Raw genomic sequence first — 25,087 nt, forward strand, 5'->3', positions numbered from 1 at the left:
GGTACACACCGTTGACAAGTAATTCAGCCCGTGTCCGATTCGTGGTACTGTACTCCTGCTCCGTGCCTCGTGCGCTTGAACAGCGGGATGGTGAACGCGAATGGAGAGTATGAACCTCTTGCCGATGATTCGGCCAGAGCGGGAGTCCACGCTGAAAGCCCCCGCCTTTAGCCGTGGGTTAGCTTACACAATAGGCATCTGGTGCCCGTTATTTATTCCAGGAATTCTCGCTATATCTGTTCAGCTATATTCATCAGTGTCTCTCTCGGGAATTGCGGACGCGGGGGTGTGTGTTTTGATGATCGTGCCTTTGAGGTGGAATTGCGGACGCGGGGGTGTGTGTTTTGATGATTGTGCCTTTGAGGTGGAATTGCGGACGCGGGGGTGTGTACGCTAGTACGGTTTTTCGAGGTGGAATTGCGGACGCGGGGGTGTGCGGCGTAGACGTTCCTATCAGAGAACAGCGGACACACCGGGGTGTGGCTACGTCGCGTGATCGGCAGGCTGTCTTGGAGAACTTCCTCGACGAGGTCTCCCGTAGCTTGTCAAACATTTTGTCTTGCATGCGAGTCCGTGTGTTTGACAAGCAGTCGGTGCCTACTGAGTTCTGTGATAAACACTCGATTGCCACTCGACCCTGCCGCGACCTCGTTGACACATGTCTCAACAATTCACCCTTTTTCGGCACCGCTCACATCTTGGGTTTGTAATCGTAATCCTTGATTCACGCGTTCGATTGCGTCACGAATGCATAATCACGACGATTGCCCAGCAGGTAATTCTCCGGTTTCGTATTTTCTGTGACAGGGCAGGCAGAGAGTGATCAAATTTCGCGCAGCATTATACACAGCAGGATTCGTATTATCTCTCGCTGACGCTAAGTGGTGTACGTCAAGCTTCCGACCGATTTGCTCTTGATGCTGTTCTTGACTGATGCCGCACTCTTGACATGTGTAGTCATCGCGTTCCCGGACCGCTTGGCGCGTTTGTGGATTCCACCCTGGTCCGTATGGGATTCGACCGCCCTCCCAGTTCGGATGGTCGCTTCCCGTTCGTGATGATAACCATTCATCACGACAAGCATACGAGCAAAACCGCGCCGTGTCCGCCTCCGAGGGTTTACGATCAAACTTTTCTCCGCAGTGCTCGCAGTTGACAGTCACTGTTCCTCCTTGCCACCCCGGAGCATCCGAACCGCTTCGCTGTTCACTCCGCCAATCACCCATACACTCCACTGAACAGAACCGCCGTGTGTCAGCAACAGACTGCTTCGCACCGAACTCTGTCCCGCACTGCACACACTCGACCGTCACAACTCCGCCGTCCCACGCAGGCGCATCCTCTTGGACCCAATTATCTGCTTGCCAGTCAGACTGGCAACTCCGCGAACAAAATCGAGAATCAGCTGCAACCGCTGAATTCACACGATACGACTCTCCGCATTGTTCGCACGATAACTCGACTTTTCCCCCGCTCCAAAACGGGTTATTTGATCCCGTGTAGTTCGCTGCTTGCCAGTCATGTTTACATTCTTTCGAGCAGAATCGGGTCTCGTTGACGCGTGCTGGGCGGACGTAGTACCTGTCGCCGCAGAACTCACACGTGACGGCGTCGTCACCGCCTTCCCATGCTGGTGAGTCAGTTCCGGTTTTGTGTTCAGATCGCCACTGCCCGTGGCACTCCGATGAACAAAACCGAGACTCATCTTCTCTTGCCGGCGTGACTGTGTACGTGTCGCCGCAGTACTCGCACGTAAGCTCGACTTCACCACCGGTCCACGTTGGGCTTTTTTGTCCGGAGAATTCGTCGGCTTGCCAGTTACTTAGACAGTCTTTCGAGCAGAATCGTGACCGGTCCGCTTCTGCTTCTGTCACTGTGTATTCTTCTCCGCAGTGTTCGCACGTTGTGGTGACTTGTGCGAGTTTTTCGCCGTGTGCGGTGGCGTGGTGGATTTTCATCGCCCGCTCAGTCTCGAATTCATCGTCGGAACAGGTTGGGCATTCCACCATTTTGTTGTAAAGATGAGAGGGAGTTACTTATTTTTAATCGTATTTCGAACTTCTAATCTCCTTCATAGCACTAAATGATTGATTCCCATCGCTGAGAACAGCGGAACTGACGGGATATCGTGATTAAGCTATAAATCTCTGCACACCGTGGTGAATAGCATACTGAATATGTCTTTCGAGTATAATGAAATCAACCTTGACGAGATCGAATCCGTGGAGTTGGTTGAAGGAAATATCTCTCCAACACCAAGTAATGAGGACACGTCAAGCACCGAACTCTCGAAAGAACAAAAAAGGAAAACTCAATTAGTCGAGTTGCTCGATACAGAATTTGAAGCGTTTCATTCATTTTTTGATGAACTCCTTGCTAGCTACTATGGGTACGGCCGCCGAAATGAATTCCTCTCAGAGACACTTGGCGTCCCAGATTACGTCAAGTGCGACAATTGCTCCAGTAAAAGAACATCGCAAAACGGGAATCCGATTTGTGCAAAAACTGCTGAGGAAAACGAAGACGGACAGACAGTATATAAGGTAATTCCTGATACACAGTCCGTGCCAGCGTTTTGTTCGCACAGAATGCGTTACGTATCTTACCCCGAACAGAGACTCTCTGATGTTGACGACGAAATTCTCTCAATCGCAGAACGCGGGTACGCCGACTACGTTGCTGACAAGAAAGACACGTACAAAGAACGGCGCGAACAGGCATTAACTGAAGGAAGAACTGATAGTGACTACGTCACTAAGGACCTCTCATCTCCCATAACCTCGAAAGAAGAGTATACAGCACGGGAATTAAGCAAATTGACGCGGAGCCTCTTCGATCCCGCCGACGCCGATGACTTTCGACAGTCAGCACTTCGCCTAGCTTGGTTGCTGCATCTCGACGATGTGCTTGAAGAGGAGTACTACCCGCAGCGGGCAGAAGCGTACCTCCGTGCAATGGACTCCCCGCATCAAAATGACACACTCCCAGGCCAAGGTGGAGATGAGTTCGAAGAAGACGTGCGTGCGTATCTTAGTTCCCTTGGCTTCCCATTGTTCAATCGCGTTTTTGAAATTGAAGGAATTGAGTCAGGTCACAAAGAAATGGATGTGTATACACAGTTCCCATGGGGGCAACGAGCTATATTTGAGGTCTTCACCACTGGTGCCCACGGAGACAAAGACAAGCAATTACAGCAATACGCGGATTTACTACACCAAGCTGAAAACGTCGATGCCGCTCAATTGTTATTTACTGACGGATATCTCTCTAACCAAACCGTGCAGATGGAGTTTCTCCTAAACCTCCTGACCACCGATGTTACCGTCCCTGCTGATGTCGAACCACCTGGAAACGCCCTTGACTCACGAGAAATGCCCGACGTACAGCACGTCGGTAACGCAGAAAATCTCTCATATCACGACTTCACACCGGATTTTGAGCCCGTTGAAGCCAGCAAAACGGTAGAAAGCCGTTTGATGGCTAAGCTACGGGGACTAGGGTACGATCCGACGTTACCTGTGTATCGATACAGAAACCACTACGGTCTGTGTGGGCCAACAATCCAGGTTGGTGGGCATGACAAGAACCTCTCTATCACGTTTTTCGCAAATCGTGAAGATCCGTGGGCTCACGAGGATGAAGAGGCACACACACGCAAAGATCGTATGGTTAAGAAAAAAGACGCCGGCTACGGGTACGAATGGACAGTTGAAAGTCCACATGCGTGGCGAGGAAACTTGCCTGCAGTTACAAAAGGACCTGTTGTCGTCGTCGAGGTTTCTCAAACCCCCCAACAAAAGCTCCACTCAATCACTTTTGACCGACTTCTCCGTGAAACTCCAGAGAACTCTGGTTGAGCACAGCTAAGAGATTCTTGGAAAGTGATTAGTACTTGCTATAGATTTAACAAGATAGGCTAAGTATCGTTCAAAGAAATGACCGAAAACCACGCAGGCGGGTCGTTTCCAAGCCTCGCGGCCTACGTGTCTACTGCAAGCCGCGTCGTTGCGACCGGCCAAACCCTTGATGAGGCGAACACGAAAGCGAAACTGATCACGCCACTTCTCAGGACGCTGGGGTGGCGCGTCCACGACAACGAAGAAGTCCTGTTAGAGTACTCCGGCGACGAGAATTTCAACGACCGCGTTGACTATGCACTATTCGGGCCTGACGGGGTGTACGCCGTCGTTGAGGCGAAACAAATCGGGAGAGATATCAGCAACGATACGGCGCAACTCCGCCGGTACATGCGGTTATTTGGAGCGCAGTGGGGGATGCTTACGAACGGTGATGACTACATCGTGTACGAGAAAACCGGCGATAGCGAGGAAACACTCGTCGATCGAGTCTCCCTCAGTGACTTCGCTGACAGTGACATTATTCGACAACTCACCCGCGAGCAAGCTTACGATCAGTCAGACAGAGACGGCACGGCCTCTGTTGACCAGGACCAACAGTCAGTTCCTCCCGGGAAAATCGAAGCGTTTGCAGACCAGAAACTGAATACGGACACAGCTGCCGAGCAGTCCACTCGATTCTCCCCCCTATACGACAGTCTAATTGCCTCACTTGCCCCGTCTGTGTATGGCTCTGAAGTCCAGAAACTCGCGTTGCTGTGCTCGCTTGTCGGTGGCGTCCCGAAACAAACCGATAACCCAACTCGTGGAGCGATTCACATTTTGATCGTTCACGATCCCGGAACGCAGACTGTTGACTTGATCGAAGAAGCAGCACAAGCAGCTCCAGGCTCGGTAACGCTTTCCGGTGGCTCCGAGGCTCAATCGCTGTTTCGTGTTGCAACCGGTGACGCGCCTGTGCCGTCAACCGACGTGTCAGCATACCCTGTTGCGAAATTCGCACGTGCACCGCACGCCATGATTAGTCAGCTTGGCGAAATCGACGATGCCGGGCTTGAAAAATTGGATAATTTGTTGAACACTGATCTACCCGCGGAACCCGCATCGCAACCGGGCGGAGAAGCGGACACGACAGCCGTCATTGCGCACACGGAGCCAAAGTATGGCCGATTCGATGAATTCGAACCTACTGGCGAACAAATCGGTCTAGGAACAGACATCATCAACGGGTTTGATTTGATTTTCAAAGCAACCGACCAACCAGACCGGGAAGAAGAAGACCGCGCGACGCACGTGCTTGAACAGAATCACGTCGGTGAGGTTGAGACGTTGCGAGACCACTCTCAGACTGATAAATCGACTGAGTTAGAAACTGTCGTTAACCCGTCACCGCTCGATAAAGCGTTTTTGCGTGCGTACCTTACATATGCCCGATCGAATTATGTCCCAACTCTGACTAGCGAGGCAAAACAGACACTGAAATCGTACTATACCGAGTTACGAGAAGAAGGTCTTGAGGTGGATACGCCCGTTCCGATTTCAGCGCAGAAACTAGAGTCTCTAGTACGATTAGCGGAAGGATCAGCCCGACTCCGGCTCTCAGAGACAGTTGAACAAGAAGACGCTGTTCGAGCGACTGAAATCGTCCAAGCACAACTTGAAAGCATTGGCCTGCAAGTCGACTTAGATTCTGCTGCAGTAGCCGGTAAGACTGTTATTGAGAACTCAGCACCCCAAGAGAACCGTGATGTCCGCACACTGTATTATATTGTTCAGACGTTAGAAACTGACCACGGAGGATCGGCCCCGCTTGAGAACATCATGGAAGAGGCTGCCCGGAAAGATATTCCGTCTGACGCTGTAACCGCTGCGTTGGATGAGTTGCAGACCAAAGGCGGAGTGTCTGAGATTGAGGGAGAACGATTCGTTGCGAATCCAGAATTCATCCCTGAGGGAGATATGCTTGGATTGATTGAATCGTTGGAAGAGGAATTTGACAAGGGTGCACCAGTTGACGTGGCAATTGAGCGATTTGAGGAGTGGGGATTCAATGTGCATAAAGCTGAACACGAGATTGAGAAGTTGAAGACTACCGGTGAGGTGTATGAACCGCGGAACGATTATCTCCGAACCACCTAACGAATGGTATTGTGAATTACTAAACTCCAACGTGAGAGTCTCCGGTTTCCAACCGTTTCAGACTGTCAACAGCCAGTCTCAATTGAGGTTCATCACTGAAGCTGGGTCTACCCCATCGCATTTTCTTTACCGTTGATCGTAGACAGGCAGTCCGCTTACGTTGTGGTACTGACGAGCGATTCCCCAGAAGATGCAACTCTCATCCCGCTTGTTCCGTGATGTCCGAAGAAGTGGATATCTCAATTCTCGTTGGTCAGGCTGCTTAACGATCGATATATTACCTGTATCTTGTTCATAGATCATCAACCCAGGAGTGTTTGTAAAGCGCTCAGAATTATCTGTCAGAAGGTCCTGAGCCCGCTGTTTCAACGCTTCCGGTACGCACAAGTACAGCCGAGTGAAAGCACCTGATTGCGAATATGTGTGCAGTTGGTCAACGACATCTTGTTTCGGTGACAGCGAGCACTTCACCTCGATTCCAACAGCCTGGTAGTCGTCGTCGCCTTGATTTCTGTACACCTCGACGGGACACATCCGCGGAGTCAAAAATGCAATATCGATCTGTTTCACTTGATCACCAGCCGGATCTGGAATCACAGCTTCTCGGAACACAGGATAATCGCCACTTGATTGCAGGCCACTCCAGACGCGGTGCGCCACGTCAGGTTCTCTGTGCGCCTGCGTCAACGATGTTGGCGTGTCAGCATTCACCCACTGCGCTGACAGGGAGTCTGCATGGTCCTCAATTACGACCGGTTTGAGTACGTCAAATCCACTTGGGACCGCACGAGACGTTATCATATCAGGACTCCACGGCGTGACTTGGATGGTACCGACGTGGTCCGGTGGTGATTCATCTCGCCATTTCAGTTTACTTGGCAATTCGTGGGGTGAGTCGATATTTATTGAGGTGTTGCTCCTGACCATGTCGTACAACGCTTCGGCGGTTACTGGCGGGTTATCGGCGTCTTTGAGCGCTCGCTGCAGCGCGTCTGTCCCTTGCGTTGCGATGTAGACTTCATCACAGTATCCTGATTCTGTGTATCGGTTGACCTGCTCAGCGACTTCTCTAATGGCACTTGGTTTGATCGGGTCCTCAGGGTGGGGTTCATCATCGGTGGCATCTGCTGGCCTATTTCCCCACGCTATCATATTCCAGTGATTCTTTACCTCAATTCCCCATCGAGTCCCGTTTGGGGTGATGACGTACAGATCGATACGGCCAGCGTCGCCGAGTGTTACTTCACCGTATACCTCAAATCCTCGATCTTCGAAATCGCTTCGTAACGTTTCGTGCATGAGAGGTTCGACAATTCGTGCCATAACCCGATTCAGTTGTTATACATATTTTTCGTTATTGTATAAATTCTTGGATGTGTGTTCTGAGTTCTGATTTCCCAGACTTTGATTATTACACACGTAGGATACTGGTTCCAATACGAGTCCGCGTCAGGTTACACTCGCCGCCCACTGCTTGTCAAACAACAGACTGTGTATCCAGCCCGCGTGTTAGACAAGCTAATAAATAGTCTTCACTATAGCGAAATCATTCATCAAAAGCAATAACTCTTGGAGAGATCTGAGCAGTCCCGATTTCACGAGTTCAAGGTCTGTTGCTGGCTTTTCGTCGAACGTTGCATACACAGTTTGAACCATGTCGTCGTCCACCGCGTCAAGGAGTTCATTTTTCCGGCTGACACTACTGAGAACCTGGACAAAGTCTTCTAATAGGAATCTAGCCCTGCTGTTCTTGATCTGGACGGCATGCGTGGGGAACAATCAGCGGCTGCCGAATTCTTTTTTGGACATTGAACCTTTTGTACTCTTTCCCAATGCTCAGACTCCTTTAATCTCAAATGAATTAGACATATACAGTATTGACAACAAAGCTGAATACATCTCCTCGAACATCACATCTCCCTTCTTTCCTATTGACGTTCTAGTCACTTGGAACTCCTGTCTCACTAGGATAGCAGGACACCAATCAACCGCTAAGTTCCAAGAATCCCCAATACAAACCGGTCACTCAGCCTAACTCTTGATCAAGGCCGTGAATACTTCCCCTGCTGATACTCCAACTGCCACTCGTAATTAGATGGATACGTGTGCTCGTCAGCTGTCGCAAGATCGTTCATCCGGTCAAGTATAAAATTGATAGGCGTCTCCATCAACAATACGCCCTGTCCAAGTTCGGCATCATACGCATATGGGTCCTCATTGCCCTCCGGTGTTGGCGGGTGATGAAAATGGTCGCGTGAATTATGATCGTTTTCGTGTCGTCCCCACCGACAGGTCCAACGATCACCACTCCAGTCCTCCTGGTACACGACGTGTGTCTTGCTAGAAGAACCGGTTACGTGTTCAACATTGAGAAGCACATCTGAGACCGGATCTGGATAGCACTCCGGATGTAAAACAAACTCGCGTTCACGATTCTCTGGAGCAGAAGTCTCAATGATATACGGCTCCATTTGACGATAAAATTTGTTCGCGTATGCGTTCACAGCAGGCCCGTCAGTGCTGAATACCACTTGCTTATTCCCCCGCGTCGGTCTGCGAATGCTCCATCTGCTCCACAGTCGCAGTCAATTCGGAGATATTCTGAGCTACCTTTTCAACACTCTCCGTGTGTTTCTGTGATCGCTCTATCAGCTCCGGAAGATTCTCCAGTACCCCGGGGATGTATATTGGAGACACCAATTGCAGGTTTTCAAACACCTCAGGTGTGAACTCGATTTCATCGTCTATTTGCTCTTTAGTCGCCACATCTTCGAAAGCCGGCGGCATCGTACCGGTCTGCTGCCGGTAGGCTTCTCGCAGGTCATCCGCCTCCGACAACAGCGCCTCCCACTCAAACACCTCCTCGAACCGCTCACGGGACTCTCGCTCGTCAACTTCGACTTCGTCTGGAGAATCAGCCCCAAACTGCTCGGCGAACTCACTGTGTTTTCGATACGCGTCGGCAAGGCGGCTGCGAAGCTCGTCGGTGGTGTGTTCCTCAGCAAGGCGGTGACCACGAAGGAATCGGAAGTACTCTGGGTTTCGTTTGTACTTTTCGGGGTTATCGTTCGTCTTCGTGACGAGCCCCATCTCGTCGTATTCCCTGAGAGCGTTTCTTGCGCCTTCCGCTGAGCAATCGGCCATTTCGCCGATTGTACTGACTTTCGCGGGTTCGGTGACACTCGGGAGTACCTGCCGAACGCGTTCTCGCATTTTCCCCTCCGGCTCCTCAACCGGTTCATCATTCGCCTCGAACGGGGGTTCCGGTGGACTCCCTTCGGTTATTTCCGGCATATGCTCTAATATATGTTGGAGGTTCTTATATTTATTGGAGATAGCGTTGTAGCACCTACTTTGCCCTCTATCTCTCATCAGAGAATTGTAACAAAAATGCAGACACGCCGGTTGCTAAGTCAGGCACCGTAACGGACCCGTGGATAGATATCTTTACAAGAAATCATCAATGAATCCTATCACTGGAACAGATACGAACTGGCAAAAATACGCTTATTTGTAGCTACGACCAGAGCATCTCACTCGCTTACAGTCTCTTCCACAACTTCAATCTCTTCATCGGTTAAGCCGTACAGTTCATAGACAATCTCATCGATTTGACCATCTGTCTGCTCAATCTTCGTCTCCAATTCTTCGCTCCGCTCCTTGGTTTCGATGTAGTTCTCCAGACCATCCCGAACGTCATTGACTGCTGGTAGCGTCAGTTTCCGTAGTCGATCGACCAGTGAATTCGTTTTCGTTGCATTGTCACGGAAATTTGCAAATCCTCCTGATTCGTCAACAGCAACTGGGACAAATGCTTCAATTAGACTGACCTCCATCTCAGTGAGATCTGTGATTCGTAGCGCTGGTAATGGTTCTGTTTCTGTATACGCATCTCTCCCTTTCTCAGTTGGGTCCGGTTTATACCGGGCAGTGAGACTAATCTCGACGGTCGTGTCTGATTCACGGACTACACTAGCTTCACCTATCTGAAGGTTTGGCTTCTCCTCGGTAGTTTCTTGTAGAATTGAATCAGCTGATCCTTCTGGTGGTTGAGTAAACCCAATTTCTTCTAAGGAGTCCCCGTCTGAATATGACCCCAAGAAATCTTTTAATCTGACATTCAATTTTTCTCTCTCTTTTGTCAATTTCAGTCTCTTTTTCACCTTGTCAGTAAGACGTTGCTGGGTCTCGTCAAGCGGTATGCTGATTGGCTCTAAGTATTCTGTCTTATATCGATAATACTCTCCGCGGAGTACAGTCCCTGTGTGCTTAATGTAGAACCAAATGGAAGATGAGTTAAGAATAGCTAGTAATGCATATTGATCTTCTGGATTTTTGTACCGCTCCTTTAGAATGGGGCTATAGACTGTGCTTGAAAAGAAGACATCATTACCAGAGTCATACGTACATTCTCCCTGTTTTACCACCTGAGAGATTAGTATTTTATTCCGTTTGAATTTTTCAGGATCTCTTGGGCACCAGTGTGCGAACCAGTTTTCAAACACTTGATTCTCGCTTCCTCGGTTGCTGAGTAGTTTCTTTGACCTAAGAAGATACTCGTATGTTTTAGAGTATTGCTCTTCCAGCGTTGACTCCTGGAGAATCTCCCCAGACTTTGTATATGGGTAGATCAGCCGTTTGGATGTTTCTGGAGCGGAATATCTTTTCACCTCGCTGTCTGTCACAAACGGCTCAGTTATCTCATACTCAACCCTAACTCGATCATCAACCGCAGGTGAATACCCCTCAACAAACTCTTCTCCAACATCACAATTTTCCAGTATGAATACCTGATTAGCACTTGTCTGGACTCCGACTAATATCTGATCAGTTATTTCCTCAAATGAATTTCCGACGCTCTCTATCTTATCTAATATTTTCTGCTCATCCTCACCAGCCATACTCCACTTATTATCTGATTTATTCAGGTCTACCGGAACGAATGTAGGTTCTGAAATGCCAGTTTTATTAGGGTTGTCAACCGTTGCGTAATCAATTTCATTTGAATTATGTTCCTTTGAAAGGAAAAGCAGGCAAGTATACGTTGTAGCACTCTCAAATATCTGGTTCTGCTCAAAGTCAACAATCATCTCTACACTCTTAGAATCTATTAAATGCTCTCTGAGTGGCTTTCCAGCCTTAGCCTCGAAAAACTTGTTTGGAAGAATGAGTCCCGTTCTTTTCTTAGCAATCGACTCTGCCAACTCCACAAACAGACTATACAGATCGTATCGCTCCCGTGCAACGTGATACTCCGCTGAGTAATATTGCTTGATTGAGTTTGGAATATTCTGAATTTTCACGTATGGTGGGTTCCCAACCACACCATCGAACCCAGATTCTTCCAGTTTTTCCCCATCATTTCCAAAGAACACTTCAGGGAATTCTAATTCCCAATGGAAAAAGTCATTATCGCTGCTCATCTCCTGAGCTGACTGGAACCAATCCTCATCCCAAATCTCCTCCCACTTGCTTTGGTCTTCTATAGCTCCAGCCATCTCCTCATACGCACCTTCTGGTACGTCCAATCCAAAATTTTCAGCTGTATGCACGTTAGCAATCTCGAAGAGTCGCTGATACAGCCGATCATTACGAATCTCTTCGTACAATTCTTCCATCGACTTGACATCTCCCAAATCGTCATTCTCAATGGCCAGCAATTCTCTCATGAGGTCCATAACATGTTCAAGTGTCTGTTGGCGGGCATGAGCAAACGCCTGCGTGAGTGTTAACTGACCACCGTTCTCCTGTGTATCGTCACTCAGCACTTCCGTAATATCTGACCCAACTAATGAATTGCCAGTCTTTATATGATGATCGAGGAATGCAAGCGGTTTGTCAGCTGCTAGCGTCTCCAGCCACATTGAGAGTTTTCCTAATTCAACAGCCATCCCATTAATATCAACACCGTAGATACACTCCTTCGCAATCGTTCGCCGGAGTTCTTGTTCATCCCGCCCCTGCCGTTCCTGTTCACGAACGATCTCCATCACCTGCTCGGTCAGATAGGCTGTTGCACTCGTCAGGAAGTGAGCTGATCCCATCGCCGGGTCTAGAATCTTGAGGTCCTGTACCTCAGAGTAGAACCGCCCGAAGTATGCCTGATCGCTCGGATCAAGACCATCGGCTTCCAAATCGTCTCTGATATCATCGAGCAGCGGATCAATCGTCTCCTCAACAATGTAGTTCACAACATAGTCAGGTGTGTAGTACGCCCCTGTCGCTTTCCGCTCGCCGTCATCGTTGACGACGTACAACTCGCCTTCATCGACCGTCTCGATGGCCTCAGCTACACTCACATCGGTTCCAGGCTTCCAGACTTGGCCGCCATCCTCTGCCACCGCAGCGTATGGTTCCGATGCGATGCGGAATTCATGTTCAAGCAACCCTTCGTAGATACTTCCAAGGTGGCGGGTATCAAGATCAGCATAGTCGGCAATGGCCGGAGTTCCGTCGTCGCCTTCTGTCGTCCCCAGCCGATGAATGACCTCTGCAATGTACCGATCTGCCACTTCATTTTCGGCCAAGAACGTGTGTTCCTCTTCGTCGAACAGGCCTCCGTTGTATGGTGGGATTCCAAGACTTTCCTCCCCTTCGTCGACAAGTCCGAATAGATCCTCTAGTTTCCCCCAAATTTGCGTCGAGTAGCCGCTCCAGTCGTCGTAAGAGTCACCGGACGTAATCCGGTCATGAATCTCTAACCGGACCTGGTCAAGGCTGAAATGCTCCTCGTATTCGTCTTGTGCGTCTGGATCATCCGGATGAATGAGTCCACGTGACTCGGCGTACAACACGAACATGAGACGATACAGTAACACCAGCGACTGTTCTTTCAATTCAGCTCGCGCTTCCTCATTGTCAGGATCAATATCGAGGTCGTTTGTATGGATGAATCCCTCGCCAAGCACCCGCAACGCAGTGAAGACGTTATCTTGCAAGTCTTCACCAAGTTCCTGCGCTGCCGTTTCGGATTCATTCCAGACCCGATCTAAGAATGTCGTTCCGCCGATCTCGTGAAACGCCTCAGGCCGGAAGAATGCATAAAAGTACTTGAATTCCTCCAAATCACCTGTTTCAAGCAGTTCTGGTAAATCAACCTCGTAGTAGACTTCTGTGGCGTAGTCTTTCGTCCCGTAGAGTCTCCATTTTTTGCCGTCAGTGAGAATCCCCCACTGTAACCGCTCTGGTGTCCGTTCGAGATAATATTTGATCTGGTGAGAGGCGTCCCGATACGAACGTTGTTCGTCGAATTTCTTGCTGAAATCGGCATCCCACTGTTTCGCTTCTAACACTGCTGCTGCCATCCCGTACATCGCCTCCGTTTCGCCGTCCATCCCTCGCTTGGCGGCTTTCCTACGTGTCTCTGCAGAATCGAATAGTAACCGGTCGTTATACCCGTTCCCACCGGGAATCGTCGTCTCTGATTGCGTTCCAAACCCGAGGATATCGATTATTTCATCAATCCATGAATCGAGCAGTTCGTCTTCTTTGTATCCCGGGACGAGATCTCCTTCTAACTCCCAGAGCCGTTGTAATTTCTCGAAAGCTTCCTTGGCTTCGGCATCGCATTCCCATTCTTCTAAATCGTCAATTCGTTCGTCAAGGTAGTATCCTGAGAAGAGACTTGAATTACGATAAGGCGAAGATTCCAGCGTGGCCTGACTCATGATACAATACAGCGATAACCGAGTAACAAAGAAACTATTGAATATCCTCAGACATGTCTATTACGGGCAAAACCTATACTAGTCAAAATCATCGTACTGATGGTCCTTCAATTCTGTCTACATCGTGGTGGTAGCGCTGCAGAGTTTCTTGATAGATCAAAAATCCGAGGCTAATATTGGTCTAAAATCTCTACTTGACAACATCTCCGTCGGTTTCGTCGTTACCACCCCGGAATTTCTTCAGCGTTACAAGACCAATCACGAGAGCTACTCCAGCGAGAATTCCTTTCTTTGCTTTTCCCATACTCTTCCACTGCCCGCCAAGCCAAAGAATTTGCCGGTGTATTCAGTATATTTGCGGATCAATACAAAATTGGTCTATTAAACCAGAGTAAAGATATCGCGTTTTTTATATTCTGTTGGCAGAAAACGTTGCGAAGAAGCAATGTGTGAAAGATTCTGGGTAGCTTTTCGCCTCCATGGCCCTGTCGAAATACGGACTACATATCAATTTTCTCAAAATATCGTCTTGAAGCCTAAGAAGAACCCGAGTTCTGTCACTGGGACACTGGAAATAGTGTTTGAGGCAGAAGATCGAAGAGATGCTGAGGAGAAGGCAAGCGGAGAGGTAATGACTCAAGCCACCCGAATCGTCAGTGCATTAGCGTTCACATTTGATGAGGGTATTGTACTTGGTGACCGTTACAAGGTCAGACCTGCGGATGCATCAAATAAAATGAAGATGGATGCTACCTTGAAAGTGGGTGAATCACTCTTAGAGATTGGGAGGCAAGTTTACGAGAATGTTGATTCAACTCTCTCTGAAGACGAAGAGGTCAATAGAGCCATCAATTGGTATAATCTTGGGCTTTCTACAGAAACACCAGAAGATGCCCTCGTAGCCTATTGGACTGGATTAGAGTCTCTTGCTGAGAGAGAGCAAGCAGATTTGTCTGAAGAGAAGGAAAGAGCTCTGGATGCTGCAAAAGAGGCAGCGTTAGCTGAGATAGATGATGACAATCATTCGCTCCGTGGAGATGTCGGCGGTGAAATAGGGGAATTAAAAACAGAATCAATTTCACAAGCTGTTGTTCGAATGGTTGATGAATTCGTTGAGGAGGACCTTCTCACGCTCAATCGTGTTGAAGCGGATAATCTCAAACAGGCCGTTGAGATGGTGTATGACGAGCGCTGTGACATTGTTCACGAAGGGAAGGAAACTGATGATTCTCATCAGAAGGCAGCAGTAGCTGAGGAAATTTTGAAAGAGTTCTTGATTGCGAAGCTTCCCAACGCATACTCTGGCTTTATTTCGGACGAGACACCTGAACGGTATCCATACTCCTCGATGGGAGTTGATGTAGAGAATTGGGTACCGGTTGTCTTTGAGAATGATCCTGAATTGGAGTTAGATGAATGGGAGGTGAAGAGACGGGCTATTGCTATGACCCGTGATTTGGATGCAGCAAATGGTTTCCCCGTCAGAAATTTTGCTGGTGAGGCGAACCCTTTGATTCAAGTCGAAGATGGTGTTTTCCGGCTCAATCCAGAATTTTTCGACGATGATGTATGCTAAACGGGCGTTAGAAGTTTGGGTATAGTGGGGAAAGAAGGGACTGTGTGTACTTCCATTTACCAGTCAAACTGTCGTATTCTGCTGCTTTGAGGGTGATATATTAAGAACCTCCTTCCTCTTCGACTTTTCTCTAACGTATGAGATAGCCAAACGAGAGCACTTAGTGATCTATCGGAGTTCCTGATACCGCGATTCAGTCGTACACCATTTGTATTCGCTTCCAGGAGATGGGTCGCCTATCCAGCTGAGCCACTGCTTGGTCTTCTCACGAGGAAGCGCGATCCGTCTATCCCACGTCATCGGCTCGAAGCCTCGCTGTGCTAAAAGTTGAGCAATTGCTTCGCGCTTCGCATCCGATGACGCTGCGAACGTTATCTGTGGGACATCACTCGCACCGCCGAAACTGATTGTCCCGTCACAAGCATACCAAACCCGTGCTGCTGTTGGAGTTAACGTATACCCCGTCGACGGTGCCTCCATCCATGTCCAGTACCGCCCGAGATTGGGGTGACTCATGGTCCGAAGTCGATACGTGTCGCTGCTATCGTACGTCACTCCACGAGCCAGCCAGCCTAATTCATCCGCCAGCCACTCAATGTGACGTTGCCGCTTCGATCCACAACGCAAGTACGTCAAATCGTTCGACTCAAGCGACCCATCACCCAGTAGAAGGCCTCGGACTATTTCCCGCTGATGATCAGAAAAAGACCGAAACTCGCATTGCTGGCTTTGCGACCAGTGCCGTGCAAGAGACTGGAACTGTTGACTACACTGCCTGCAGATTCCGTCACGCCGATCGAGAATCCACTCCGCCATTTTCCTTTTCAGCTTTACACAGATTGGTTATATCTCTTCTTAACCACCGGCTGGTCCTACTGATCAATACAACTGCGAATTGATCGTTCACACTTTTACTAAGTTACTGCGATGTGGAGAGGTCTGCAGGATGCGACGCGAGTATCTTACACTCTAATTAGAGGTGTGTATCCAATCGTCAGTCTGAATCGTCTGTTGTGAGACGACGTTTAATCGTGTATCCGACACCGCCAAGGGCTGCGAGTGCTGATCCAGTTCCAAACCCGGGGCCGGTTGCATCTGTATTGGTTTGTTCTTCAGATGGCATGTCATCTTCAGTTGAATTAGTTTCGGGGCCGGTTTCACTGTCTGATTCTGATCCGGTGCCGTCACTGGACTGTCCGTTAGCATTTCTTTCAGTGACTGTGAGGTCTTGTGTCTGGGTTTCCTGACTGCCGTCGCTGAATGTCGCTGTCATCTCCACCTCATAGTCTCCAGATTCGTCGTAAGCGTACGTGACGCCCTGTTCAGCTGCGGTTTCTCCGTCACCAAAGCTCCACGTGATTGCTGTAGCCTCTTTGTCGTCCGGGACTCCTACTTCAAATTTAATTGGTTGCCCAGTGAGAAGGCGTTCGGCTTCTGCTGTGAAAGTGAGTGGTTCTGATTGGGTTCCTGACCCCTCAAGCTCGTCAATCCGTTCTTGCTGTTCGGCCACTAATTCGTCTAATTCACGAACCGAGGCGACTTTGACGTTATACGACCCGCCGATATTCTCTTCTGCCCATTCGAGCCAGCCGCGCCGCCATTCGTCATAACCCACACCCAGTTCGTTTTCTACATCACTTTCCCAGTCCCCGTTTTTGGCGATTATGTTGAACAGCGGTTGCATTCCGAACTCATCGATCGTGTAATCGCAGATCAGATAACCCCCGCTGTAGTTATTTTGGATCATAATCTCGAAATAGCCGAGTCCGTTACGGATTTCTTCATATCGATTTTCAATAAAGCGCGTTGGAAATCGTTGTTCAGTGATCTCCTCAGCTGTTTCTTGATATACGAAATAGTCAGATAATCCCTCGCGGAACCAGAGCGGGCTTCGTGGCCACTGGCCTGTATTACTTTCGCTGTGGCTGTTCAAGACGATATTCATGTATTCGTGTGCTAGAACCTCCCGCCACTCGACCGTGCCCATCCGGCTATTTTCGATGACTTGAGCGTGGATTCGGTAGGGATTTGCGTTCCAGTTCATGCGCCCTCCAACGTCACCACGATTGAGCAAGATATTGAGTGTCTCTCCAGAAATATCCACATCGGAGGGGTAACTCCTGGTGAGGCTATTGTGAATTTCTAACGCCCAATCAAGTGCCTGCTCGGCAGTCGAACGATAGCCGTCTGGGTAATAGACTTCAAACACTCCATCTCCGACGCTGGGGCCGCTCAGATCTGTATCCTCCTGTGCCAGCGATGTTGTTGTAGACTGCATACCAGCTCCAGCCAGCAGGACGCCGCTAGCTGTAGTCTTCAGAACATCACGCCGATCTATTTTTCTTGCTGACTGAAACTCCGTAACTGGATCATCTGAACCGGGGCGTACCATTCTCAGCCGTAAACGGGGAGTGGAGTGGCAAAATAGTACTGGTGAATCCTAGATTGATGCAAACTTGACAGGAAGGAATCAATGTCCAGAACGATAAATCGACGAGTCGTTCATTCAGACACGGAATCTTCAATATACCACTTCACCGCATGCGGGAGGGTTAGCGCTACAACAAAACAGAGTGCGGAAAGGCCAAACACTACCGACCCTCCGACTCCGACAAGCGTTGCAAAAGAGGCTGTTTCAGTGTCAATCAGCGGCAGATACAGGTTGACTGCCTCCGCAAAAATGTGGTTCGAGGTTATTATCCCGACCGCTGCGAGGACACCTACAGAAATGAGAAACGTGAATCTACCGAACTCAGAAGCCTCGTTTGCCCACCGTTTGGCCTTCCCAAGCCGCGGATCATAGACTGGATCTGTCGGTTCCGTATCCGACAGTTTCCACTGATTCGGGCGACCTTCGGTTTCTATCGTAAGACGGTTTTCTCTGTTTAGCTGTTTTACGCGACCTTGGATAGCACGCTTCTCTATGGGGAGTTCTCTTTCTAAGTCTGCGGTCGTGAGTGTCTCTTCTTCGGGGTGTTGTTCCCGGAAGACGTTCAAGATTTCCCGATCGCTAACGCCCTCTGACATGGTTCCCTCCAATTGATAGGATTGCTGTATACACCACTACGCCCGCTAGTCCGATTGCTGTGACGATGTAAATAATCCCCCAGAATCTGAGGTCAATTAGTGGAGTGACGGTCATTGATTCTGAGAGTGCCGTTCCAAACACGACGAATAGGAATCCGCCGAAGAGCAGACCCGCCACTGCCCCAATAGCATCCGTTATCCACGTCATTGTGGACCCTCGCAACTGTTCTGTTCACCTGTACGGCCACGTTTTCTTGATCCAATCATGGATATCCAGAATAACGTGGCAGAGGTACTTATAATATCCAAGTGTTTTATCCTATTTTGCAGTATGAGGCATTCTTTTCACCGAATTCGGTAAAACGAACGTGGATCGTAGAGTACCAATACGGGTTTCAGCAGAACCGACAACTCACCGGAAATGAGATTATTTACCGAACCTCAACAAGACGCCATGAGATCCTCTTGGACCTTTGAGTAATTCCGCTTAGACATAGATAATTACAGTCAACTCCCCCACCCTACTCCCTCGCTCCGCTCGTTGTGTTGGTCGTTGAGGATGGGGGGTCCACTCGACAAAATTGAATCCGGAAACCCGGAAGCTCCTCCCGCCTGCTTAATCCCTCATCGTCCCATCTCCGGTCTATGCCACAACGAAACCGACAACCAGCACAGAATCAACCAATAACCCTCCCGGATCTCAACACCGGGATTACACTCCTCACCAAGGATGACGACAGTGAGAGTGCTCTCCACGCGCTTGCTGTCGATCACATCCTTCTCAGCGGAGGGACTGCGGTCTGGATTGACCCCGGAACTCACGCACAGACAGCACCGCTCACGGAACTGGCACCGTCGGATCAGATTCTTTCCCGAATTCGTGTCGCGCGTGGATTCACACCGTTCCAGCATCTCGACCTTCTCAGATCCCTTCCGGGTTTGCTGACCGACGAAACTTCTCTGATCGTTGTTCCGCAACTCGATCAATACTATCGTGATGTCAGTCTTTATGCGGACGAGGGAAAAGAAATGCTTCTCTCCGGACTTGCCTCGGTCGCAACCGCAGCACGGAACCACAACGTAGCTGTGCTGGTCACACGCACCAGCTGCGATTCATTCAGTGAACCGATTGCAACAGCGGCCGATCATCATCTGACTTGTGAGCGGACACCGTTCGGCCCGCGATTCCAGACGCCGGACGATGAGACACTTGCGTATTCCGTTGACGGCGGACGATGGATGCAGACAACGCTTTCATTTTGGGTTGACATCCTTGCGACCCGAGAACCACTTTACAACCACTCAATCGGTGAAACTCAGGACAGTTCCGAGGTGAGTCTTCATGGGGCGAACTAACCCGACTTACAGGGACCGGCTCAGTGCTCTTGAACGCGAGTTCGAAACATTCCGTCGGGCTCTACGAGCAAGCGAACAGGAACATTTTGATCAGTTATTCGATCACGGGCGCATGTACGCTCACGCTGCTGGCTACCTCAATCATACGAGCGCTGAGATTCCATTTCTGGTGTCAGTGCTGCTTGCTCATGAACGCCGGATCGCAGACCTCTCAGAACAGGTGTCAGAACTACAGGAGGACAGAGATCATGGTTCTCACGATTGACTTCACTGACGAGGGCGTTGTTGAATGGCACACAACCTCATCTGGTGTTCGAACACAAACGAATACATCGTATACACCGACGATCTACGTGTCTGCTGAAACCGAATCTGCTCGCAGAACACTCGCTCAGAAGCTCGAGCTTCGGGATGATGTAGAGCAAACGAGGCGAGAGCACTGGCGACCGGCATTTCGACGTGGGTCAGAGACAGTCCTCAGAATCGATGTTTCCGGAATTGAGCGCGTGCAACCTCTCGCCGGATGGATTCGGCGACAAAAGCGCCCTGGAACCTATCGCTTGTTCAATGTGGATTTCTCCCGGGCGTTTCGCTACTGTCTTGAACAGGACCTCAATCCCTCGCCAACCAGACATCCCCGCACACTTGAACTCGCTTATCCACAACCCGGAACTCCCGATCCCCCTCTGACAGCTCTCAGCATTGGTGACGACACATATGAAACGACCCCAGAAACAATCATCGAGGTTCTCCAAGAGCAACTTGCGACAGTAGACCCAGATGTGCTAGTTTTGTCGACAGCAGAATTGATGCCAGCGCTATTCGAAACAGCCGCACGAGAAGACAAATCATTCCAGTTGGGTCGTGAGTCTGGGTACGAGCAACTGGCAGGTCACTCCACGTATGAGAGTTATGGTCAAGTCGGCCACTCGCCAGCCCGGTACAATGTGCCCGGTCGCGCGATCATCGACGAGTCAAATACATTCTTCTACGACGAAACCAATCTCAACGGGTGTCTTGATCTCGTTGAACGGTCGAAAAAGCCGCTTCAAGAACTTTCGTGGGCGTCAATTGGGAATGTCCTCACCGCGATTCAAATTCGTGAGGCGCTGTCACGGAACGTTCTCGTCCCGTGGAAGAGTTGGCGACACGAGTTCCCAAAGCGAATGCGGCAACTGCACGAAGCTGACCGCGGCGGATTCACGTTCACGCCTGAGGTAGGAGTCTATGAAAACGTCCATGAATTAGACTTCTCGTCGCTGTATCCGAATATTATCTGCACGCGAAACATTAGCCCTGAGACGATTCGCTGTGATTGCCACGACCGAGCAGATGTCCCGGGTCTTGGATACAGTATCTGTGATGCTCAAGGCTACCTTCCTGAGGTCTTACAACCGATCATCGATGATCGGGATGCCCTCAAAACAAGATTAGCTCAGGTTGATGATCCGGAAACGGAAGCTGCACTTCAGGGCCAATCAGACGCTTTGAAATGGATTCTCGTTTCTTGCTTCGGGTATCAAGGATTCTCCAACGCAAAATTCGGCCGGATCGAATGCCACGAGGCAATCAACGCGTATGCTCGTGAGATTCTCCTCGAAGCAAAAGCAGAATTAGAGGCAGCTGGCTGGCGAGTGGTTCATGGCATTGTTGATAGCCTGTGGGTTACTCCACGGGCTGATCAGCAACAAACTCCGCTTGAACAGGTTGCCGAAACAGTCACACAGCAGACTCGCATCCGACTCGAATACGAAGGCGGCTACGAGTGGATAGCCTTCGTTCCGCTTCGCAACAGCGACAGCGGGGCACTGACGAAATACTTCGGCAAAAAGGTTGATGGGAGCTACAAGTTCCGCGGTATCGAATGCCGACAACGCAGCACGCCGGCGTTTATTGCTGACTGCCAACGCGCGCTGATTAGCACGTTCGACGAGACGAGAGATCCTGATGCTGTGTGCGTTGAGTTAGGAAGTTGGGTCAGTCGTCTTGAAACAGGCGCTGTAGCTCCTCAGGAATTAGAAGTCACGAAGCGAACGTCTAAACGATTAGAAGAATACACGCAGTCAACGCAGACGACTGCAGCGCTCCAGCGCCGAACCGACGCTGGGCAGGATTCTTTCGCTGGAACAGACATCTCATACGTTGTCGTCGACGATGAGAAAAGCGGCCGTGAGCGCGTTCGGCTTCCGGCTGAAGATTGCTCAGCGTACGATACTGCGTTTTATCGTACTCAACTCATCAGGGCCGCTGAGAGTGTGTTATCTCCGATTGGATGGCGAGAAGACAAAATCAGAAAGGTACTCTCCAGTCAAGCGACTCCGTCACTAGATTACTTTGGAGCAAATTGATGGGTTTCGATTGGGTTGCTGCCCATTTAACCGGATGCAGACGGTAATCTTCGAGATGCTTACTGAAGCTTGATGACTCTACATTTGGACAACCAAAGACCCCCCAGATATTTCATCTGAATTGGCACTTGTTCCACCAACCCTCAGAATATAGAAAAGGTATCACCCACTACTGCTAGTGGAAAACTCTCTGAGACACGAAATCACTTGCTTCTAAAACGATTATTCGAATACTTTGTACTGTTCTGCATCTTCCCAGAGTTTCTCCCACGGTTTCCGAAACTTCTCACCAGAGTCAAACTCCACCAAGTAGGTCGGTTTCCGGCCAGCATCCTTTATTGAGATGCCGACCGCAAAGCATTGATCATCGACGAAAAGCAATCGGTCGTGGCATTCTGGATGTTCACGTACCTCTACGCGCTGATTGTTATTCTTCACGAACTTCTCCGCAACGGCATCAAAATTCCCCTGTGGTTGTTTCGTCAAGATGCGTTTTTCAACATCTGGATCTGTCTCCGCGAGGTATAACTCAAACAGCTCTTCATTCACGTAGGAATCCACGATGAAGGCCTCCTCGGTAGCAGTCTCGAAGTGCGGGTGAAGCCGTTGGTAAAACTCGAATTCTGCGTCGTCGCCGACGACCTGTGGGGTCGCGTGAACGATGTCATCGATGTCTACATCGGGATACCGGCCGCCCGGCTCGTAGTCCTCTAGCTCATCAACATAATGGTACGGGTCAGGAGCGTCCTCATCGTCTTTGAAGTCCTCGTAAATGTGTTTCATAATCTCGAAGCAGAGTTGTTTATCCTCGGTGTAGAGCCAGAGAAAGAAGTCGAGGGTCACATCTGATCGGGAATGCGTTGGAATAATTTCGGAGAGTGGGTTCGTGAGGGCGGTAAGAGACTTGGGTTTTTTGTGCTTTTTGAGTAGTTTCTCGATTTTGTCGTTCTCTGAGTCGTAGATTCCGTAGTCGAGTAAAAGAAGCCGCCAGTACGAAATCCCGGGGCTGATGTCGCTAACCCAGAGAGAGAACCTTCCAACAATTGGTTGATTTGGATCTTGTTCCATTATTCCCACAATTCCTACCACGCCTTATTGAATCCACTGCCGGGTAATCTGTCACCGTTCAATCAATGCGGGTATGTGACTGATATGTAGTCTCTCATCATATCTATCACTTAGTACAATTGTTGAATTCTGACGAAGATGTTTTCACGTCATAGCTAAATAGATACTATATGACTGGTAACGGAGAGAGATTTCTGGAACTCAAAGACAATCTTGAAAGCCATCCGTTCATTGAGATTTCAAAACACCGTGACGATATTACGGACAATCTCTGGACTCTCCGACGGAATTTCGATCTGCTGAAGGATTTCACCGAGGATGTTGCTGAAGACAAAGAATCCGTCCTGACTGGTCACCTAAGTGAGAAGACACGAGTCACGAACGAACTGTATCGCTTGACCCACAACTACCTTGCTTCCTATTATACTCAATATCAGTTGGCATCTACTTTTAGAGATAGCAAGTTCAATGATGTCTCCGAAGAGCATTACTCTGAATTAATGGCAAAGTACGACATCAGGCCGACCTCCGACTTCCTCCTCGGATTTCGGAATTATATGCAGCACCAGGGGATGATAAACCAATCTCGACACTATCGTTGGAACAGGGCAGACAAGGAAGAGATCACCAGAGTGGTGCTCTTCACAGACGATTTACTTGAGATCGACAGGTGGAATAATCAAGCGGAGCAGTTCATCAAGAATCAGGAAGAGAGCATTCGTTTAGTGGATGTGATTCAAGACCACCATCCCGACGTACTGGACTTCAACGATGGAATTTGGGATGTGGCAATGAAACAATACGAAGATGAGTTTGAGGACTATCAGCGTAAACGTGATGAAATGAATCAAATTATAACCGAAAAATTCGACACCTCTGGTTGAGTGTCCGCCTGTTGCGATATGTTAGTCTTTTCACAGATGTTATGCTAGAAACATTCACTGGGTAAGACTGAATCTCCGACTTCAATCTGCATCCCAATCAATCAGACAAGACCACCCGCGATACGACGGCAACAGAAACGCCTCACGCCGTTGCAGTGGAGTATTTACATCTCTACTACTGGGTTGTCCTGTAGACTTTACTAGGCCCTTGACCGGCGCTTTCAATCAGATTGTATTGTTCAAGTTTCCGCAGGTATTTGCGCACCGTCCGCTTTGATTTCGGCTCGTCGACCCGTTGCCTGTAAGCTGAGGTGATTTCCTTCGGCATGATCTCTCCCGATTCCCGGAGAACTTCATAGACCGCGAGTTGATCGGATGTCAACCGGTCAAGACTCTTCTGTCTGAGTTCCGCTCTCGCCGCCGGAATCGCCTCGTCGATGTCACCCTCGTGGATTTGTTCCCGGCCAGCCTGTTCTGCGTGACGAGCAGCTGATCGCAGCATACTGATCCCGTCACGAGCGTTTCCACGCGCCGCCTCAGCCAACCGTTCGAGTTGGTCGTCAATGATCGATCCGTTCGCTAATCCCCATTTCACCCGATCAGACAGAATCGATACAAGTTGGCTATGGGTGTATCGATCGAACTCAATTGTGTCGCTACTTCTGAGTCTGGACTGTAATCGTTCGTCCAGCGGAGAAAACAGATCTCGCTGGTGGTTAGTCACCAGAATCATCGTCACGTAGCGGATGCTGTACAGGCGGCGTAGCAAATCCGGGTCACTGATCTGGTCGGCTTCATCCAGGACTATCAAGAACGGTTTATCGATTTCGCTGAGTCGCTCGAACAATTCATCGTGTGGCGTCGAGCGGTGAATATCGTAGGTATTCCCGAGTGTCTCCAGCAGTTTGTAGAGAATTCGGAAGTCATTGGGGTGAAGCCAACAGTCGACGTGTGCGGTGTGTACGTCGAGGACTTGCTCTTGAAGCCGGTCGAGCGTTGCTCTCGCTATACACGTTTTGCCAGCACCTGACGGCCCGGTCAGAAGCGCGTGCTGTGGGCGATCTCCTTCAACGACGGGTTCCAGTGCCGTCGTTGAAGGAGAACGCCCACAGCACGCGCTCCTGACCGGGCCGTCGTCGCCTCCTTCTGCGATGTCGCCCCGGCG

Annotated in this window: 17 protein-coding genes and 1 pseudogene; 8 read left to right on the top strand and 10 right to left on the bottom strand. The window is 49.6% G+C overall.

The genetic code is table 11. From position 1 onward, the window contains the following. Nucleotides 1-57: 57 nt before the first annotated feature. A pseudogene (locus V8P86_RS19045) lies at nucleotides 58-171 on the top strand (RNA-guided endonuclease InsQ/TnpB family protein); the annotation flags it as partial. A 584-nt stretch (nucleotides 172-755) separates the two neighbouring features. On the opposite strand, the gene V8P86_RS19050 reads toward V8P86_RS19045, so the two are convergent. Beyond that, a complete protein-coding gene (locus V8P86_RS19050) occupies nucleotides 756-2,009 on the bottom strand; it encodes an HNH endonuclease (RefSeq protein WP_442909434.1) in 1,254 nt (417 codons plus the stop codon). A 168-nt stretch (nucleotides 2,010-2,177) separates the two neighbouring features. Here V8P86_RS19050 and V8P86_RS18645 point away from each other — a divergent pair, with 168 nt between their 5' ends. Together V8P86_RS18645 and V8P86_RS18650 are read left to right on the top strand one after the other, a co-directional pair. Continuing rightward, entirely contained in the window at nucleotides 2,178-3,857 is a 1,680-nt protein-coding gene (locus V8P86_RS18645; RefSeq protein ID WP_336328797.1) for a hypothetical protein, read from the top strand. A gap of 78 nt (nucleotides 3,858-3,935) precedes the next feature. Then, the gene (locus V8P86_RS18650) at nucleotides 3,936-5,996 is read left to right on the top strand and encodes a type I restriction endonuclease (RefSeq protein ID WP_336328798.1); all 2,061 of its coding nucleotides are present in this window, start codon (nucleotides 3,936-3,938) and stop codon (nucleotides 5,994-5,996) included. A gap of 126 nt (nucleotides 5,997-6,122) precedes the next feature. Here V8P86_RS18650 and V8P86_RS18655 read toward each other — a convergent pair whose 3' ends face one another. The 4 genes from V8P86_RS18655 to V8P86_RS18665 form a co-directional block, all read right to left on the bottom strand. Further along, complete coding sequence (locus V8P86_RS18655) at nucleotides 6,123-7,319, bottom strand: hypothetical protein (protein ID WP_336328799.1); 1,197 nt, start codon at nucleotides 7,317-7,319, stop codon at nucleotides 6,123-6,125. Nucleotides 7,320-8,038: 719 nt separating this feature from the next. Continuing rightward, entirely contained in the window at nucleotides 8,039-8,467 is a 429-nt protein-coding gene (locus V8P86_RS19120; RefSeq protein ID WP_503629738.1) for a toxin-antitoxin system TumE family protein, read from the bottom strand. 64 nt (nucleotides 8,468-8,531) lie between these two features. Beyond that, nucleotides 8,532-9,290 (bottom strand): DUF7342 family protein, encoded by a 759-nt coding sequence (locus V8P86_RS18660; protein WP_336328800.1) that lies wholly within the window; start codon nucleotides 9,288-9,290, stop codon nucleotides 8,532-8,534. A gap of 239 nt (nucleotides 9,291-9,529) precedes the next feature. After that, complete coding sequence (locus tag V8P86_RS18665) at nucleotides 9,530-13,663, bottom strand: Eco57I restriction-modification methylase domain-containing protein (RefSeq protein WP_336328801.1); 4,134 nt, start codon at nucleotides 13,661-13,663, stop codon at nucleotides 9,530-9,532. Between the two features lie 577 nt (nucleotides 13,664-14,240). Here V8P86_RS18665 and V8P86_RS18670 point away from each other — a divergent pair. Beyond that, nucleotides 14,241-15,239 (top strand): hypothetical protein, encoded by a 999-nt coding sequence (locus V8P86_RS18670; protein WP_336328802.1) that lies wholly within the window; start codon nucleotides 14,241-14,243, stop codon nucleotides 15,237-15,239. A gap of 994 nt (nucleotides 15,240-16,233) precedes the next feature. Here V8P86_RS18670 and V8P86_RS18675 read toward each other — a convergent pair. The 3 genes from V8P86_RS18675 to V8P86_RS18685 all read right to left on the bottom strand — a co-directional run bounded on the left by V8P86_RS18675 (nucleotide 16,234) and on the right by V8P86_RS18685 (nucleotide 18,474). Continuing rightward, complete coding sequence (locus V8P86_RS18675; protein ID WP_336328803.1) at nucleotides 16,234-17,631, bottom strand: PKD domain-containing protein; 1,398 nt, start codon at nucleotides 17,629-17,631, stop codon at nucleotides 16,234-16,236. A 110-nt stretch (nucleotides 17,632-17,741) separates the two neighbouring features. Further along, the gene (locus V8P86_RS18680) at nucleotides 17,742-18,266 is read right to left on the bottom strand and encodes a hypothetical protein (RefSeq protein ID WP_336328804.1); all 525 of its coding nucleotides are present in this window, start codon (nucleotides 18,264-18,266) and stop codon (nucleotides 17,742-17,744) included. Continuing rightward, the gene (locus V8P86_RS18685; protein ID WP_336328805.1) at nucleotides 18,250-18,474 is read right to left on the bottom strand and encodes a hypothetical protein; all 225 of its coding nucleotides are present in this window, start codon (nucleotides 18,472-18,474) and stop codon (nucleotides 18,250-18,252) included. The genes V8P86_RS18680 and V8P86_RS18685 overlap by 17 nt, the downstream gene beginning before the upstream one ends. 437 nt (nucleotides 18,475-18,911) lie before the next feature. Here V8P86_RS18685 and V8P86_RS18690 point away from each other — a divergent pair, with 437 nt between their 5' ends. From V8P86_RS18690 to V8P86_RS18695, 3 genes are read left to right on the top strand one after another with little or no spacing between them, the layout of a single operon-like run. Beyond that, nucleotides 18,912-19,622, top strand: coding sequence for a P-loop NTPase family protein (locus tag V8P86_RS18690; protein WP_336328806.1), 711 nt, complete (start codon nucleotides 18,912-18,914; stop codon nucleotides 19,620-19,622). Next, on the top strand, nucleotides 19,609-19,887 hold the full coding sequence (locus tag V8P86_RS19125; RefSeq protein ID WP_503629739.1) for a DUF8156 family protein: 279 nt from the start codon (nucleotides 19,609-19,611) through the stop codon (nucleotides 19,885-19,887). Before V8P86_RS18690 ends, V8P86_RS19125 begins: the two co-directional genes overlap by 14 nt. Continuing rightward, complete coding sequence (locus tag V8P86_RS18695) at nucleotides 19,871-21,970, top strand: type B DNA-directed DNA polymerase (protein WP_336328807.1); 2,100 nt, start codon at nucleotides 19,871-19,873, stop codon at nucleotides 21,968-21,970. Before V8P86_RS19125 ends, V8P86_RS18695 begins: the two co-directional genes overlap by 17 nt. 222 nt (nucleotides 21,971-22,192) lie before the next feature. Here V8P86_RS18695 and V8P86_RS18700 read toward each other — a convergent pair whose 3' ends face one another. Then, nucleotides 22,193-23,038 carry a hypothetical protein gene (locus V8P86_RS18700; protein WP_336328808.1) on the bottom strand — a complete coding sequence of 282 codons (846 nt, stop codon included), beginning with the start codon at nucleotides 23,036-23,038 and terminating at the stop codon, nucleotides 22,193-22,195. Between the two features lie 170 nt (nucleotides 23,039-23,208). On the opposite strand from V8P86_RS18700, the gene V8P86_RS18705 reads away from it, so the two are divergent. Next, the gene (locus tag V8P86_RS18705; RefSeq protein WP_336328809.1) at nucleotides 23,209-23,922 is read left to right on the top strand and encodes a hypothetical protein; all 714 of its coding nucleotides are present in this window, start codon (nucleotides 23,209-23,211) and stop codon (nucleotides 23,920-23,922) included. A gap of 175 nt (nucleotides 23,923-24,097) precedes the next feature. Here the strand turns inward: V8P86_RS18705 and V8P86_RS18710 are convergent. After that, on the bottom strand, nucleotides 24,098-25,087 hold a 990-nt coding region (locus V8P86_RS18710; protein WP_336328810.1), incomplete at its 5' end, for a Cdc6/Cdc18 family protein.

Source organism: Halovenus anhuiensis, from assembly GCF_037080055.1.
GTDB lineage: Archaea > Halobacteriota > Halobacteria > Halobacteriales > Haloarculaceae > Halovenus.

Coding starts and splice junctions, on each gene's coding strand:
- V8P86_RS19050 (WP_442909434.1), bottom strand. CDS start 2,009: ATGGTGGAATGCCCAACCTGTTCCGACGATGAATTCGAGACTGAGCGG.
- V8P86_RS18655 (WP_336328799.1), bottom strand. CDS start 7,319: ATGGCACGAATTGTCGAACCTCTCATGCACGAAACGTTACGAAGCGAT.
- V8P86_RS19125 (WP_503629739.1), top strand. CDS start 19,609: ATGGGGCGAACTAACCCGACTTACAGGGACCGGCTCAGTGCTCTTGAA.
- V8P86_RS18665 (WP_336328801.1), bottom strand. CDS start 13,663: ATGAGTCAGGCCACGCTGGAATCTTCGCCTTATCGTAATTCAAGTCTC.
- V8P86_RS18690 (WP_336328806.1), top strand. CDS start 18,912: ATGCCACAACGAAACCGACAACCAGCACAGAATCAACCAATAACCCTC.
- V8P86_RS18650 (WP_336328798.1), top strand. CDS start 3,936: ATGACCGAAAACCACGCAGGCGGGTCGTTTCCAAGCCTCGCGGCCTAC.
- V8P86_RS18700 (WP_336328808.1), bottom strand. CDS start 23,038: ATGGAACAAGATCCAAATCAACCAATTGTTGGAAGGTTCTCTCTCTGG.
- V8P86_RS18645 (WP_336328797.1), top strand. CDS start 2,178: ATGTCTTTCGAGTATAATGAAATCAACCTTGACGAGATCGAATCCGTG.
- V8P86_RS18675 (WP_336328803.1), bottom strand. CDS start 17,631: ATGGTACGCCCCGGTTCAGATGATCCAGTTACGGAGTTTCAGTCAGCA.
- V8P86_RS18660 (WP_336328800.1), bottom strand. CDS start 9,290: ATGCCGGAAATAACCGAAGGGAGTCCACCGGAACCCCCGTTCGAGGCG.
- V8P86_RS19120 (WP_503629738.1), bottom strand. CDS start 8,467: ATGGAGCCGTATATCATTGAGACTTCTGCTCCAGAGAATCGTGAACGC.
- V8P86_RS18680 (WP_336328804.1), bottom strand. CDS start 18,266: ATGTCAGAGGGCGTTAGCGATCGGGAAATCTTGAACGTCTTCCGGGAA.
- V8P86_RS18705 (WP_336328809.1), top strand. CDS start 23,209: ATGACTGGTAACGGAGAGAGATTTCTGGAACTCAAAGACAATCTTGAA.
- V8P86_RS18685 (WP_336328805.1), bottom strand. CDS start 18,474: ATGACGTGGATAACGGATGCTATTGGGGCAGTGGCGGGTCTGCTCTTC.
- V8P86_RS18695 (WP_336328807.1), top strand. CDS start 19,871: ATGGTTCTCACGATTGACTTCACTGACGAGGGCGTTGTTGAATGGCAC.